Below are 16,357 nucleotides of genomic sequence, written 5' to 3'. Positions count from 1 at the left end.
CGTCCTTATCTATCCAAATCTACGGTAGACGTCTGATGTGTTCGAGATGGAGTGGGGATTTTGCCTTTCGAGTTCAATGAATTTGCCATATGTTCTAAGTCTCGCTGCATGGCTGCGATCGCCTTCTCCGATAGTGACTGTCCTTTCGCCACTTCCCTCGCTACCTCGGTTATCCGGCTCAAATACCCCTCCGGTCTCCCCAGTGCGACTGCTGCCCCATGCCATCGCCAGAGTTGGCCCAACTCCGGGCAGCTCTGCTGCCACCCATTACCGCCCCCCTCCGGATTGACCATTACCTCATTCCAGTCCTTCCCCTGGTTCGGCGTCAGCCGCTCTATCCCCGGCACCTGCTGCGCCACCCGCCAGGCCATGGTCTCCCCCGCCGCATCCGCATCAAACGCCGCCGCTACCAGCCCCCCATTCCGCAGCACCGTTTTCAATGCCTCAGTCGGCACCCCTCCAGAACCATCCGTCGAGAGGTAAATTGACACCCCCTCCGGCCCCCGCTGAGCCCGATCCAGCACCGCCAGTGACATCGCATCAATCGGTGACTCCACTAGTAGCACCCGATTCACCGGCCCCTGCCCCGTGCCAATCCAAAACCATCCCTGGTCTCTAGCCGAGCCTGGCGCTAACCCGTGGAAATGGTTCTCCTCGCCCCACGTTCCCCTCAAACTGGCTCCTATGACCTCGCCTCGGCTCCAGGTTTGGGCCTGTAACTCGTGGCGCAGAAATACGGCATTCTGATGGTCATCGGCAAAGATCAAGCCCCGCTCATGGAGCCGATCCACCAGCACCGCTGGTAGCTTGCGCCCTTCCACCAAATACTCTCGCACGGCATCCCATCGCTGTGACGAGTCCCCCGGCATCTCCAACACCCGAGGTTCCGAGTCTTTAACCTGTGCGAAGCTAGCCACCTGAGCCGGTCGTTGGGAAAAGTCCTGACCTGACAGCCACTTCACCGCGTCTTTGAACTCCACCCCCTGAACATACATCACCAGGTCAATCGCTCCGCGCCCCCCAGCATCCGCCAACCAGTCCATGAACAGCGGCCCGCTGATACTGATGATGTGGTCGCCATTGCGCCACTTGTGCTTGTCGTAGCGATCCACTTCCAACCCCAAATGCGCCGCCACATCCTCCAAATCCGCTCCCCGCACCTCATCGGCAATCTCTTGTAGCGTTGGCCCCTGAACCGGTTTTACAGGCTTGGCTGGGGGCAGATTCTGAGATGGCGCGGGCGCTGTTGTCGCTGGCTCTTGCTGCCACAGCGGATCTGGGCTAGGTCGTGGCACCTGTCCAGTGGGGTGACCTGTCCGAAAGGGTTCCACATCAAACAAACTCTGCACCCGAAATTCAGGTTCTCCAGTAGCTGGGGCATCAACCACAGCTTCGGGTTCAGGCGGTGGTGCTTCCTCCACAGCGAGGGCAAGCGGTTGATGGGGGTGGATGGCGATCGCCCCCTCCCCATCAACAATCACCACATCCCCCTGCTGGATCAACCTGTCCAAGTACTTGTGCAAACTCCCCACCGGGAACCCCGCCACTCGTACCCGCCCGAGTTCCTTCACCCCAGACTCCATGCTGGTGCCAATCATCTCCAGATGCTCGATCAAGGGCCGAGCCCCGTCAAAAAACGCCTCATAGAACCGCTGATCCGGTGACTTCACCAGCACGATCGCATCGGGATACTGGTCTTTCACCTCCAGATACTGCCGCATATCACTCGGCATCCGCGATCGCTCATCCTCCGGTTCTTGTGGGGACACTACTTCTACTTCGGGCGTTGCCTGCGCTTGAAGCTTGGCCTTAGCGGCTTCTGCAAACCCCTGCTGCACAATGTTCTTAGAGAAGACTTGGGCAAAGGCGCGATCGGGCAGCCGCGACTCCCCACCCCGCAGGCTCTGTACCGCCGTCTCCTTGAACTCGATGTGGCCCTCGCCCCGCACTCGAAACACCATCTCCGAGTCAATAAACATATCGCCGTTTTGGGTCAGGTAGTGGGTCAGATACAGCTCATCTCCCTGCCGCTCCACCACCAGGGGACTGAAGGGCTCATTCTCAATCCGTAGATGAAATTCTTGGGATGTCATGACCTCCTTCTCAATCCCGGCGTTCCTCAAAAAGCGTAGAATCCGTTTTTCCAGCTGACCCATTGGGGGCAGATTGGGTACGGCTGGGGACACCAGATTTTCTGCTGGCTCTACGGGTTCTGTCTCTGCTAGTTCTGGCTTAGGTTGACTGGCGATCGCAGGCACAACCGGCTGAGAAACAACTGGTGGCTTCACCTCCTGGATCTCCACCTTCTCCAGCGTCGGCAATGACACCCCCATCAACTGTCGCGCCACCTCCTTAAACTCAAACGCCGCCAGCGTATAGTTTCGCTGTTGCATTACCACCCCCAGCACCCGCTCCAACCGTTCTGGGGGAATTACCACCTCCATGCGATCGGCCACCGAATAAAAATCCGACCCCGCCGCCGCAATCAGCGCCTCATCCAAGTAGTACCGCCCACCCGACTCCTTCGACTTCGGCGCTTGTAGAATGAACCCCTCCCCCGTCTGCTGGGGCTTCAGCAGCAACAACTCATCCAGGGTTTTCACAGCCCCTTGCCGGTTGGTCAACTCCGTCAGAAACCGAAACACCTGCTGCGGCTCCTTAAAGGCCACCGGCTCCTTGGTCAGCTCCGACTCAATATCGAAGCCCTTGGGCATAATCAGCCCCTGGCAGACCTCGCCTCGGTAGTCGGTGTAGTTCACCAACTTGCCGTTGGAGTATTTCTCAAAGGCCTTGATCAGGTTGCCGGTAAAGATTTGCCGGTTGACCCGACCCGCCTCCTGCTGCTTGTCAAACAGCACGTAGACGCTATTGCCAAACCAGTCTTCGGCTTGAACTGTGGCATCGAGTGATCCGCTTCGCCCGGTGTTGAACTTCGACAAGGGCACCGTAATCTGTCTCGCCGAGTCCGCCACCAAAATTCTGAGCTTCCAACGGTTTGGTGCTGCCGGACTCCCAGATCGCTTCTTGGCATCCGCCCCAGCAACCACTCCATAGAGAATGGTTTTGCTGGCAGGCGTCACGAGTCGCAGTGGTGTTCCTGAGACGAACTGTCCTAACACTGTAGAGACATGCGTGAGCTGCTGCTCAATGCGATCACTCAGCTTCTCAATCGCCTTACTGTCTTGCTTTTGGGCGATCGCTGCCTGTCGGTAGCGATTCGTCGCCGATTCCAACTCGGTGATCGTCGCCATCACCTGCTGTCTGGCCTGGAGGGATAAAGCATCGGGGTCATGGGCATCCACCGACGGCACCTCCGCCAACCCCACCGACTCCCGCACCGTATTGATCGCCTGAAGCTGGGTTAGGGGCTTGCTCTCACTCTTCGCCTCCACCAGCTCCAGGTATACCGGCCCCGTGAACTCGCTGGCCGTCTCACTGTCATCGGCCATTACCTCCATCCGCGCCAAGGGCCTGGCCTCTAAATCCAGCTGATCTGCCTCCAGAATGTTTTCCCCCATCGCCCGCGCCTGATCCACCAGGTCGCAGTACTCCGACTCAATCAGGCTGTAGACGGCTTCTTGTTCGGCGATCGGCAGTAGCGGGATCCGACCCGTCACCCGCTTGATCAGGGCGATATCGGAGGCATCGTTTTCGGCCTTGGCAGCAGGAAAATCCAGCTTGGCATTCAGCTCCGGGTCATCGGCCAGCAACTCCGTCACCACCTGCTCGCCGTAGGGATTCATGAAATCCACCACGGTATTGAGCGAAATATCGGTCTCCCGTGCTGCCGTGGTGTTGGCATTCAGGCTCGCCATCTTGCGACAGAGGATCGCCCCTGGTCGCTTTTCAGCTGGAAGGTCGCCCATTAACAGCGTGTAGTTCGGTAGCGCCACCTGCCCGGTACGATGCACCCGCCCCAACATCTGCATGAACACGTTGATGTCCCGTTCGGCCTGGGCCACAATCATGTGCCGAGGTCGCTGGTCAGCAAACTTCTCTGAGGCGTGCAGCGAGATGCCGGTCGAGCCCGAGCAGTTGAGCAGAATGACGTCCGCATCCCCAGCGTTGAAGCGGGCCACGGCATCGATCCTGCCCTTGGCTGTCTTTTCCTCCCCCAGCCGCACCTTGTAGGCCATAACACCATCAGCCCCATATTCAATCCCTGCCTTGCGCCCGGTGACTTCAGTAACTCGGTAGCCAGAGCGCTCCAACTGCTGCTCGATGTAATCAATCGGGCTGATGGGAATGCCGCTGAAGTCACTTTCGCGAATACAATCCAGCGCTTCCTCGTAAGCCAAAACCGCATCGCCGCCTAGCTGCTCATCGCTGAGTCGAAGCCGAGTGGAGTGGCCCCGGTAGTCTGTCACCACGACATCTCTGGAACGCTCCAGATACCGCTCCAGCAGATCCCCAAAGGAGAGACTCATCGCATCCCCAGGGCTCAAATCCTGGGACTCCGCATAGGCCTCGATGAAGCTGCCCATGGTATTGGCCACCGTGATCACCGGCTTCTCACCCCGGTTCAGGGCTGCAATCGCCTCCTGCACCGTCGCATCAGCTTTTTGAGCCAGCAATCCCTGCTCAATGCAGTTGTGCATCAGTGACGTAAAGTTGGTACTCCGGGCTCCCACCTCGCCAATCGCCCCATCTTCTCCTAACGCTTTAGCCTCAGCCTTCGCCTCATTACCAATCGCCTTCACTGCCTTCTGCTTAGCTCGGTCAAAATCCTTAATCGCCCGCATCGCCGCCGAGAAGTCATCGGCCACCTCCCGATCTACGGGAACGGTCTTGGCCTGAAACGAAATCCCCTCGTAAGACCGCTCCCGCCTGAGCATTTGCCCGGAAGCCACGAACTTGCTGGCGACAATCTGCTGAAGCGGCACACCCCCACGGGTCAGGATGTTCTCCAAGGCCGTCATGCTGCTGACCCCCAGCCGCAAATCCGTCCGTCGAGCATAGAGATCCATCACATCGGCCCGTTTGGCGTAAGTTGCTGACGAGTAGAACACCCCCGAAGACAGATCGATTAACTCCCGCACAAAATCTGCTCGGTCGGGTGGCCCCGCTTCCTTCCAACCGCCCTTGCTGCCCCCGGCCTGGTGGGCCTCATCCAAGATCAAAATGGCGTTAGGAGCCATCCGTCTGAGGAACGTCCGCCGCAGCGGTTCTTTCTTTCCCACGGTCTGAAGCTGGCTGTAGGTGGTAAACACCGCACTGTAGCGGCCCAGATTCCCCCGCTGAATCATTGCCTGCATTTCTGCCTGCTGTTTGGCGGCCCCAGCGGTCTTCAATGCCCCGCCATTGGCCAGGGGAATCTCGGTGCCGCTATCGGTAATGAAGGGCGAAAACCGCTGCATCCCAATATCCCCCACATCCCGCATCATGTCGGCATAAAGGGGTTTGTCCTTGGTGATGAACAGCGCAATCTTTCCCTGCTGCTGGGCATAGCGCATGATGCTGGCGCAGATGCGGCCCTTGCCGATGCCCGTCTGATCGCCGGTAATAAATCCCGCCCCTCGCTCGATATTGTTGATCGCCAGCGCTGAAGCATCGACTTGCTCAGCGCTAAAGTACTGGTGCAGTTCAGAAACGGAACCGTAGCCCAGTCGGGTGGCCAGGTATGTATCAATGTCGCCGTGGTGCTGCTCAAAACGCTCCAGCGCCTGCTGGGCCGCACTGGCCATGTTGAACGGGATCAGGGTCTGAGTCGAAAAGCCCTTACTTTTAGGCACATAGGCCACCTGACGAGGCTGGACATCATAAGTGTCTGCCGACGGTGCCGCAGCCTCGCCGGTTGAAAGAGGAGTATTCATGGTGATTTCCGAGTGAGGTTCTACAGGCTCAGTTCGGCCAGCCACGCCTCTAGCGTGGTCTCGTCGTGGAGGCTCAGCCAGTCCAGATAGTCCGGATAGCTGGGCGTGACGGGCGTTACTGGAAAGATCCCCCCGTAATAGCCGAGTCGTTCCTGAAACCGCCAGTTGCTCAGAATCAAGGTCTCTGCCCACTGCTGCCGCCAATACTCCAGGGCGAAGTCCAGGTCGTCGTCCGGCTCTAGGATCGGAATCTCCTGAGCCCAGTCCAACTCGCTGAGGGTGGTGGCCAGCTGTTGCTGCGTCTCGGTCTGGGAGGTTTCTAAGACGGAGGCCTGAATCATTCTGTCCAGTCGAGTTTGCATCAACTGCAGGTAAGTGGCTTCGCTCAGTTGCTCTAGCGCTGGTGGCACCTTGACGATGAATAGCGTTCCCATCCCCTCTAGCGTCCAGAGGTTGAGAAAGCTGGGATACTGGCGGGTCATGAACGGGTACGTCCAGGGGGATACGGGCATGGTGGATAGGTTCATGGGGAAGTAGTTCCTTTAGTTCAGTAAACGACTTGTAGATAGCAGGCACTTCAGCGGCAGGCAGGGGGCGATCCGACTTCCCCCGCCCCTCAATCACAATCACGTCGATAGGAAACCCAGCGCCCTGCTTGCGGTACAGGTCACCCCAGATAGATAGGTGCTGGGTGACCCGGTAATTCGCATAAAGCAGATAGTAAAAGGCACGACTCTCACGGCTGTTGTAGCGCTCAGAGCGGTGTTCGTCTTCACGACCTTGCTTACCTCCTAAAATCAGCACCCCGCGACCACCCTCTTTCATCACCGTCAACGCCTTCAGGGCGATCACCTGATCGATCTGAGTCGTCCAAGTGTCGGCGATGGGAAAGCGGCGGGTGTGGCGCTGCGCGTCTTTGACCACTCCAAAAGGTGGGTTACAGATGACAACATCCACCTGGGTAGCGGGCTTGTAAATCAGGGCATCGGCCTGGGTGAGCTGGCGAAAGCTTCGGGTTTGAAGTTCAGCCCAGCGATCTGGATTCAGCTCATTGGCGATCACCCTGGCTGGATTGGCCCCAATCAGCAGTGCTCCATTCCCTGCCGTGGGCTCGTACACGGTGGTTTCAGCATTGATGCCCCCGAGCACAGAGGCCAGATAAGCGATCGGAATCGGCGTACTGTAGGCCTGTTGCAGCACCGACGTAGATGACCGCACGCTCAAGTTGGGCTGCCGCTGGAGCAACTCCACCAGGCGGTCATAGGCCTCATGGGTAGTCTGGGAACTCGCCACCACCTGCCCTCCAGCCCTGACCACCGCTGCCTCAACGGACTCATCCACCGTCTTGGCCAGGGCGGTTCCAGGCTGCACCGGCTCCCCAAGAACAGATGCTGCAAAGCGCCGAGCTTCGACAATGGAGCCAAAGCCTTGACCCGATAGGAAGTAGGACGCATAGGCCTCAGCCAACTGAGGATGGCCCATGGTGATGGTCTCCGGGAGTAGACGGTCGAGGTAGATGCCGGAGAATCCCTGATTGCGGTGATGATTCAGCCCAGCTCCATCTGAGCTTTAGGCTGACGCTGGGTTGGCTGCTTAACCAGCTGCATCCGCTGATCCAATCGCTCAAAGTGCAGTAAATCCTGCTGATTGAGCCGTGAGACCACGTTGCTGTGGTGGCGTTCAAACACCACCCCGCGTCCCCACTTGTCGGTAATGCGCAGCAGATCGTCAGTGCCCACTTCCAGCTTGAACTGGCCCCCTTCCTTATTCCAAGTATTGGCGTAGACGTGGCTCTGGAGGAAATTCCGCACGGTATGCTCGACCCGGCGGGTGCGAGCCGCATAGACCGCTTCCACGTCCAGCTTGCCCTGGGGCATCGCCGTCCGGTTATGGCGTAAGTGTTGCAGTTCTTGGCGTTGAAAATTGCTGACCCGCTCGGCTACCGATACCACTTCAATGCCTCGCCCCAGACCAGTAGATTTCGTTACCCGCACTTGCATCAATTCGCCTCGCTGATCTCGCAGGCTGTAGTCACCAGCCCCTTTGCGGCTGAGGTTGTAGTCCCCGATCTGATAGAGGTTTTCTCCGGTACGCTCGTGTCCCCTCTGAAACAGCTCCACCACTGCTCGCGCCATCTGCTGATTACGCCGGTTCTCCAGGTGCTGGCTGAGCCACTGGGTTACGCGGACATCCAGAGGTTGGCCTTGCCAGTTCTCAGTTGTCGTCTTCAGCAGGGTCTTGGTTCGGCTGTCTTCCAACCGCGCCGCCTCCTGGTTCAGTACGGCGATCGCTGGTGGGGTTGCCCCATTGCGGGCTAGTTCTGGCGCAGCTGCCTCTGCAGCCACAGATGGGGAGAGCCTAGTCTCCAGCTCCAGGAATGCGGCCCGATCAGTGTCCTGCAATTGATTGGACACTACCGCCCTATCGCGCACCACCAAAATTATCTGGTTGTCGCGACTAACGCTTAGGTGGTGACCACTCTGTTTGATCTGGTAGTCGCCTACGGCTACAGCATCATAAATGGGCTTTGCTTCATTGAGAGGGTTAATCAGCCAAGCCGCGATCTGAGCCACAGCCTCTGGGTCAACTGTCAGGTCTGGTGATGGAGCCTCGGGAGTTTTCCCATTGCGGCCATTCAGGGTTGGGCTGGGAATGCCAGGCTCAACTTTCTCCGTAGTCTCCCCAATCTGCATCTGAATTTGGTTAACCGTTATGGCCCCATCTCGCTCTTCGCGAAATAGCACCATCCCACGATCGCGGATCTCAATCGCTGGGACTTTGCCCCGATACGCGTCCGGGTCAACGCTTGGGGTGACCGGCTGCTGAATCGCATCCAAAATCACCTTCAAGCTGTTGGGGTTCAGCTCTCGCCGAATCGTGCCATCGGCCAGTTGACCATAAACCACCCGCTGCCCCACCTGAATCCGCAGGTCATCTTGCCCAGCTTGAGGCAATTGGGGTGATTGCTGAAACGTCATTGCTAACCGCTGACTCACCTGGGCCAGGGCCATAACCAACTGCACCTCATCTTCCTGAATCGCCTGGGCTTCCTGGGGACTAATCACAAAGGGATTCATGCCACCCTCCCTTGCACCAGCGCTAGACCACCCAATCGATCAACCACCACCTCACTGCCGATTTGGAAAAAGGCTAGCTGGTCATCTAGGCGATATTCCACGCAACTCGGCTGGTAGTCGGACAAGCAGTCTCTAGAGAAGATCAGCACTCCGTTTACCGCTCGGAGGTATGGCAGGTCGTCAAACAACACCTCCACCACCTCGGGCACATAGCCAGGAGGTAAAGGAGGTAAGGCTTTTGCTTCAGCCAGGGCAGGAAATTGCTCTGGGTGCTGGCTTAAATATGATGTAGCCCTTGGGGAAAGTCCCCAAGTTGTGATGGTGTGGTTCATCGGAATGCCTCATCAAATTCGTCTTCGGTAATGTCAGAACTGGCAGATAACCTTGATAGCTGTTGCCCGTTACCCAATGGCAGAGGAAATAAGCACTCAGCGATTTCCTTGCGCTTTTGGTTCTCGTCATCTAAATCCGTCAGCGTCTGCTGCTGTTGAGAGCGGGCAATGAGTTTTTGCTGCACAGTGCTGTGCCAAAGCGCCTCGCTCCTAGCTTGAGTCGCCTGCTCTTTTTTGGAAATCTTCACTCGCACCCGCAGCGGCACCGAGGCCTCGCCCCCACCCCGGTAAGCTGGGTTGATAAACACGCATTCCCCCTGATCTAGCTTCAGGATCTGATCCGCTGTCATCAGCGGCACCCGCTGGCACTGCTCCGAACGACTGTTGCTGCTGTAGCGGCCCTGGCTGCGAGAACAGGTGTAAATCCGCACGTCCTTTTCACCCAGATAGCCGGAAAACTCCTGAGCCGTCTCACGATCCTTGGGGTTAAAGAACACCTTGGTGCCACAGGCGGCAAACAGCGCCCTGGAGAGATCGCGCCCATAGATGTGCTGGAGCTGAGCAAAGTTCTGGTAGCCCAGCAGCCCCACAAACCCGTAGGAGCGAAACTCGTTGATCCACTTGGGCAAATCCGGCAGATAAAGCGTCGGTAATTCATCCAGGGCGATCACTAGCGGTTCAGATCGAGGCCGAGCGAAGTTGCGGGTAACGATCAGGTGCAGGATGGCCGCTAGCAGTGGACTCACAGCATCACGCTTTTGGATATCCACCTGCAAAAATAAGATGCGCCTGCCGGTCATATCGAGCGGAATAGTGGTCTGGCCGCAGAAGCTAGAGACCAACTGCTTACCCGTAAAGGTCTTGAAGGTGCGCTGAGCGGTGGCGACAATCCCGGCAATTTGCTTATCGGCCTCCTCGGAGGCAATCAGCTGACTGAAGCTCTCCATCGTCCAGGGTGGAATCCATCCCGACTCCCCGGCCTGCCGGATGCGCCCCGGCAAATTGGAAAGGTTCAAGATTTTGTTTGCCATCAGCAGGTCGGGGTAGGGGGTGCGCTTGGCGAGTAGCATCACTGCCTCAACCAGGTTGGTACCGGCACTATTGAAGAAGTCGTTATCTCGGTAGCCGCCGTCCCGCTGGGTGTTCTTTTGCAGGACCGCCGCGAGTTGCGACGCCATCAGGGCATCGGTTTCGTCTTCAAGAAAATCGAGCGGGTTGCAGATGCCGGTGTAGGGCTGCCCCGGTGCGAACACATCCACTTGATAGCCCTGACTGGCGGCCCAAGCGGCATGGGCTGCGAGCTGACTGCCCTTGAAATCGTAGACTACGATAGAAAACCCCTGGGCAATGGCTGAACGAATCGCCGGGTCAATGATGCTGTAGGTCTTACCCGAGTCCGGGGCTCCGGCGACCACAATGCTCTGCTGGGCCTGGGGGATATCGAGATTGCCTGCTTTGAGGGGTACTTTGGCGGGATGGCGCTGCTGCTGCTGCTTTCGCCCCAGAGCTTTTGCCCGTCGTCGTTCAGCCTTCCCCGCAAAGCGCCCCGTCGCCAGCTTGTTCTTGTTGGTGCTGTTGCCAAACAGACTCATCCCCACCCACAGCACCACCAGACCGAGCAGCAGCGTACCCATGCCGGAGTCCAGGAAAGGTTGAGCCGTATCCCGTAGGATGCTGAGATCCAGAGGGCGTTGGGGTTGAGAGGATGTCGTCATAATCCTGTCAGGGTGTCGATTTGCTGAATCTCGTAGACTTCGCCATTGAAGCCCAGGGTGTATTGCTGGAGGCCCTCGTTCCCCAGTTGGGTCACAACCAGCAGGGGGAAGCCATGCTCCATAGTTGTCGTCGGCTCAATCAGGTCGCGACCTGGGGATACATGGGGATTGAGATAGGTCGCTAGCACCCGATGAAAACCAATGTCATGGGGGATATAACCAAAGAACGCACAGCCAATCGCCCCACAGAGTGGCTGCGTCTCACTGCCCTCCACCCGAGAATCCACCAAGTACAGTGGTTGGCGTTGGCCTGCAACCTGTACCTTCCACATCTGCATCTGACCCGGATCGACTGGGAAAGTAGGACTCAAGTTGTCCTGCATCATCTGGCTGAGTAGGGCCAGGGGAGCCACCTCCTGAGCTGACTGCCAGCCGGTCTGAGATGGCCGAGGCCAGAGCCAGATCGCCAGAGCTAGGAGTATTACCAGCCAGACTAGAAGGGGTTTGACACGCAAAACTCGTTTCATCCTTAGCCACCTCCTTGAGCTATACAGCCCTGTGCCTGGGCATAGACCTGACTTAAGGAAGCCGTTTGAGGATTGAGAAAGACCTGGCCTTGAATGTCAGCCACCGTGCCCTCAACCGGTACTCCTGGCCCACCAAAGTAGTGCTGGCCAATGCGCTCAATCAGGGCAGCATCGGATAGCCCTTCACCCTGGGCCTGTTCAGCAATAGCCTGCAAAGATTCCTTCACCAAATGGGTTTGGGTGTCTGTTGGTAAGAAGCGCTCTACCTCATCAGCATTAACCTCAGCTCCAGACTCAACTCGCTTGAGAAACTCCTGACCTCCCGGCTGAGCCGCAATCATCGACTGCACCTCTGGCTGATAGCTCATCAAGGGATACTGGCTCAACCGGCGACCGCAGTGACCCTGGGCATCACAGCCATAAGGGCCAATGGCCGTGGGATAACGGCTGAAAGTAGAAATAGCGGTTGAGAGTGACCCCAGGTCAAGCCCGTCCTCGCTAGGCTCACAGGGCTGTAAACTGCTCAGATCAGCCGCTTGCGGTTGCTCTCTTTGCGAAGCTGGCTGGCTCAACCCACCAGGGGAAGCCGATACCACGGGCAGACTCGACGACGCCTGGCCCCCACCCCCACCTTCTAACGCCCCCACCAACATAAAGTCGGTTTCCCGGTAGGTCATAAAGGGCACTGGGCCAATGAAGTAGGGCGTACAACCCAGATCCGGACTCAAGAATCCTCCCCGCTGGCACATCCGGAAAAACAGCGCCGTGCTGACCGTGCCCGAGGACTCATCCACATCCCACAGCGCTACCTTGAACGCATCGCCGAAGGGATGTCGCCCGGTCGGCTCCTGGCCCCCATTGACAAACGACAGAAATCCTTCACCCCCTGGCACCTGCTGCACCTGCCCTGAAATCCATTGCTTGCCGTGCAGTCCTGGAGTACCCGCAAACTCCACATGGGCGCAGGACTCCTCACATGACACCTGAAAGCCCGCCTGCTTGCTGCCAGAGATGGTTGTTTGTCGCTGGGTTTCGGCCTGGCCGTAGACCATATCAATCTGGCCAATAGCACCAGCTCCAGAAAGGGGATTAGGCATCTGATCTAGAGGCACTGAGGCCAGTCCCGGTACCCCGCCGATGGTGCTGTTGCCCCAGTCGCGAAAGTTTTGGAAAGAGATGTCGGTTAGGCCAGGAATATCGGTCATGGCAAAGGCATTGAGCTGCTCGCCCAGTTGCCCCAAGCTCAGTTGGCCCAGATCTGGAAACTCCGCCAACAGGTTAGAAAGGTTCAAATCATTTCCGTTGAGCCTCTGTAGACTCGACACCGGCAGTACCTCAGAAATGAGGGTTTCCAGAGGCGGCACCTGCTCCAACCGCAGGTTGCCTAGCCCCGGAATCGCCGCGACCAAATCCTCAACTCGCTGCCAGCCGACCATCTCCAAAGCGCTTAGGGACACCTGGCTCAGGTCAAGTTGACCCATCTGAGCCAGAGTCTGGAGGTTAAACAGTTGAGGATAAAGACTGGTCTGAAAATCGCCCAGCTTTAATACCTCGGCCACCGACTGTCCGGCTTGCCAGATTCGGGACGGGTCGTAGCCCAGGCTGCTGACCAGCTCACTAGGTATGTCAACAGTTCCACCAGACAGTAGCGGCGGCAAATTGCTAAAGGTCAGTTGCGACCAATCGGGCACCCGCGCGTAGTGTTTATCCCATTGCACGGGTACGGTAGGAATCCAAGGCTCTGTAGCAGCTTGCAGGGCAGGTCTCAACCAGACCAGACCGGCTGTAAGCAGGCCCAAAGTCACCAGTCCCAGGCGTTGAAGGTGTCGTCGAAATCGTTTGTTCATAGGTTATCTCCCTTGGGTGATTCCAGCATCAGATCGGCCTAACTCCGCCAGTCGCACCACCAGCGCTTCGGATACTCCGGCTGCCTGCGCGGCTTCGGTTAACGGTGTTCCCTGCTTGAGCTGGTCAAGTAGGGCTTGAAGCCTCTCCCAGAGCGGATCTTCAGTGGCCACCAGATTTCGCCGTTGAGCTTCGAGCAGCCCTTGCTCAACCCACCTCACACCATCAGGGCTAGCGATCTGTGTCGTCAAAATAGCGCTGGCATAGGGTGACGGAGCATCGGGTTGAATCGCCAGGATGCTGTAGGCGGGTGCGCCGGAATTTGGAAAGGCCAGTTGAAAGGTATAGAGGTCGCGATCAGTTACGACCGTCAGCGTAGTCGTCGCTGTGGCAGGTAAACCCGGAAAGGCCAGGGGCTGAATCTGCCGCAGATGGATCACCGTGGCGGCACACTCCCCCGGTGCCGCTACTGCTGCGCAGCGGGTGTCGTCAAAATCCAGCGTCACCTGAGAGGGATCATCGAGCCAGGCCCGGCGAACAATGGCTCCCACCGGGCGAAAGTTGAGCGTGACCCCATGACCGGGATGAACTTCAACCGTGACCGGAGCATAATCACCCCGAGCGGCCCGATTAGAAATAGTGCGGGTCGCCTGTGCCCAGGCTGGGCCAGAGGCCACCACCAAAGCCAACGACAGGGCTAACGTTTTCCAAGATCGAATCATTGAGCTTACCCTCAAATCGGCATCTGCATCGACTGATTGACGAACACCTGCACAGGCCGACCGGCCTCGATATAGGCAATGCGTGGCCGTTGCTCCAACTCCTCAATTGCCCGCTGGTTGCGCTCAGTAATGGTGTCGAGGATGGCGTCGGTACCTCCCTCCAATACTCCGGCCAATACATTTGGAGCCGGATTTTCGGTAGTCGCAACGGTTGTGCCATTACCGGTTTCGACCCGAGTATTGGGGCGAGTGTAGAGTTCACTGGCGCGACGGATGGAGCCCAAAGCAAACTGTCCGGCATCCATGGCGGCAATGCCGGGGCCGATGTCGTCATAGGATTCGGCCTGAAGCGGTGCCCCGCCCTGCCCCCGAATCTGGATCACGCCCTGAGGCAATATCAGTTCGCGAGCCTGGCCCTGGTCAGACCAGATCGCCTGGGTAGCAGAGAGTTGTACCAGCCCGTTATCTGAAACCACTTCTACCTGTACCACCAGCTCTCCACCCGCCGGAATTGCCACCTGGCCCTCGCTATCAACCAGCGGTTCTGAAAGTACGACCAACAGATTGTTGCCCTCAGCCGTGCTATCCAAGATGACCGGCGTTGTTAGAGAACCGTTGGATTGAGTCCCTGCGACTAGAGAGGCTGGGATTGAGGGCGGTTGAAGAATACGCTCTTCAGCCGTGGTGAGAATAGCAGGTGGAGACAGCTCCTCAGGATTAGCTACCCCTTCCAAGTCAGAAACCTCACCGGTTGAAAATTCAGGAGCTGCCCCAGCTGGTATGGATTCTGGCAGACTCACGGGAGCGGGTGCCGGAGGTAGGGTCGTGACATAGGTAAATTGCGCTTGAGCTACACGCTCAGGCACCGAAGCAGGTTCAGCGGATTCCTCTGATAGGGGTAAACTCCCATAGCTGCCAACCTGAGCCAGCTGCTGCCAGCGTTCGGCAGGATCAACCGCCGGGGCTGCTGCCGATGTTGAGGCCGCAGAAATCGTTGTCGGGCGCGGGACTACAGGGGTAGTTGTCGCCGCTGGTTGCAAGCGAGGTGTTGGAGCTGGATAACTGACAGCTGGGGAAGTCGGTCTTGCGGAAACGGTAGGTGGAGGAGCTGATCCGACGGGTTGAGACGTTGGTCTGGGCGGCGCTGTCACTGACGTGGGAGACGGCGGTGCAGGCGTTGTAGCCGGACGAAGCGGTGCTCCCGAGGTTGTCGTCTGTACCGTCGCCTGATCTTCCAGCGCCATCTGAGCTTTGAGGGCAGCAATCTCTGCTCTAGCTTCCTCCAGCTCTGCTTCCACCATTTGGGGTTGAGTCTCAGCCTGATCAGGTTCGGCTGTAGTTGTCGTCGTACCGGGCGCATCACCCTGACGACTGCCCGCAATGAAAACACCCGCTAAGGCAAAGACCGGCACCAGGGCCGAACCAATCAACACCAGCTTGGGCACCGGCAGCTTCCACAGGGGCCGCTCAGACTGCACAGGTTCTGTGAAAGCCTCTTCAGCCACCAGCGGTTCTGCAAGATCCGGTGCGCCCATCATCTCGCGCAGCATCTCCAGGTCAGGTTCTGGGAGGGAACTCATCGGCTCACGTCCTCCGGTTGAATGGGTCGAATCGCTTCAATCTGCACCCCGCTCTCCAGCAGGCGGTAGGCAATGGTCTGGTACTCCGACGCATCGGGAATCAGGGGCTTGCCGGTGGGCTCGACAGCTCGTACCGTCAGGCGGCGGTTGAAAGTCAGGGTGGTCCCAGCCGGGTTGCTGGCTTCAAACACCACGCGGGTGGCCACTAAATCCACCTGCCAGCGGCCCTCGCCAATCGCCTGGGGTGGGGAGATGTGCTGGGGAATCAAGACCGCTGACACCTGCCCGTCAAAGACGCCCTCAGGAATCACCTCAGTGGCCAGGGTTTGGAGGAAGGCATCGCGGAAGTCCGGTGCCAGCAGGAATGAGGCTTCCCATGCGGCTTTAGACACCCGATCGCGCCCGGCAACCTGAACCCCTTCATCAACGGCTTTCTCCCCTTCACCCGGCAGCTTGCCCCAGGTGAAGGTCATCACCGCCCAGGTCGAAACCACCTGGCGGATCACCTCGGGTTCCCGGTGGCGGTAGTCTGCCGGTCGCACGGAAAATGCGCGACCATCCACCTGCTGCACCAGGGTGGGTGGCCTCTGATTGGCCAGCCGCGACACCGAGACCGATAGCCACAGCAAAGACAATGCGAAGACCAGCACCCCTACCGATAACCCGGCAAAGGCTAGGGGCAAGATATCGCTGGAATGGATACGAGGCCGTTTCACCTTACGGCTAAGTTCAAGCAGTTCCATGAC

9 protein-coding genes are annotated in these 16,357 nt (G+C 58.2%); all 9 read right to left on the bottom strand.

Annotated features, from left to right (window positions below):
• Nucleotides 1–5: 5 nt before the first annotated feature.
• The 9 genes from IQ254_RS07040 to IQ254_RS07000 all read right to left on the bottom strand — a co-directional run bounded on the left by IQ254_RS07040 (nt 6) and on the right by IQ254_RS07000 (nt 16,354).
• Nucleotides 6–7,295 (bottom strand): strawberry notch C-terminal domain-containing protein, encoded by a 7,290-nt coding sequence (locus tag IQ254_RS07040; RefSeq protein ID WP_193965461.1) that lies wholly within the window; start codon nt 7,293–7,295, stop codon nt 6–8.
• Between the two features lie 65 nt (nt 7,296–7,360).
• A complete protein-coding gene (locus IQ254_RS07035) occupies nt 7,361–8,890 on the bottom strand; it encodes a hypothetical protein (RefSeq protein WP_193965460.1) in 1,530 nt (509 codons plus the stop codon).
• Complete coding sequence (locus tag IQ254_RS07030) at nt 8,887–9,222, bottom strand: hypothetical protein (RefSeq protein ID WP_193965459.1); 336 nt, start codon at nt 9,220–9,222, stop codon at nt 8,887–8,889. The genes IQ254_RS07035 and IQ254_RS07030 overlap by 4 nt, the downstream gene beginning before the upstream one ends.
• Entirely contained in the window at nt 9,219–10,937 is a 1,719-nt protein-coding gene (locus IQ254_RS07025) for a type IV secretory system conjugative DNA transfer family protein (protein ID WP_193965458.1), read from the bottom strand. Before IQ254_RS07025 ends, IQ254_RS07030 begins: the two co-directional genes overlap by 4 nt.
• Nucleotides 10,934–11,464 (bottom strand): hypothetical protein, encoded by a 531-nt coding sequence (locus tag IQ254_RS07020; RefSeq protein WP_193965457.1) that lies wholly within the window; start codon nt 11,462–11,464, stop codon nt 10,934–10,936. The genes IQ254_RS07025 and IQ254_RS07020 overlap by 4 nt, the downstream gene beginning before the upstream one ends.
• A 2-nt stretch (nt 11,465–11,466) precedes the next feature.
• Nucleotides 11,467–13,311 (bottom strand): hypothetical protein, encoded by a 1,845-nt coding sequence (locus IQ254_RS07015; protein ID WP_193965456.1) that lies wholly within the window; start codon nt 13,309–13,311, stop codon nt 11,467–11,469.
• 3 nt (nt 13,312–13,314) lie between these two features.
• Complete coding sequence (locus IQ254_RS07010; protein WP_193965455.1) at nt 13,315–14,031, bottom strand: hypothetical protein; 717 nt, start codon at nt 14,029–14,031, stop codon at nt 13,315–13,317.
• An 11-nt stretch (nt 14,032–14,042) separates the two neighbouring features.
• The gene (locus IQ254_RS07005; protein WP_193965454.1) at nt 14,043–15,611 is read right to left on the bottom strand and encodes a TrbI/VirB10 family protein; all 1,569 of its coding nucleotides are present in this window, start codon (nt 15,609–15,611) and stop codon (nt 14,043–14,045) included.
• On the bottom strand, nt 15,608–16,354 hold the full coding sequence (locus IQ254_RS07000; RefSeq protein ID WP_193965453.1) for a hypothetical protein: 747 nt from the start codon (nt 16,352–16,354) through the stop codon (nt 15,608–15,610). The genes IQ254_RS07005 and IQ254_RS07000 overlap by 4 nt, the downstream gene beginning before the upstream one ends.
• Nucleotides 16,355–16,357: the final 3 nt, after the last annotated feature.

The sequence above is a fragment of the Nodosilinea sp. LEGE 07088 genome (assembly GCF_015207395.1).
In the GTDB taxonomy this organism is placed as follows: domain Bacteria; phylum Cyanobacteriota; class Cyanobacteriia; order Phormidesmidales; family Phormidesmidaceae; genus Nodosilinea.
Note: the sequence above shows the minus strand (reverse complement) of the source record. Positions and strands in the feature narration are given on the sequence as shown.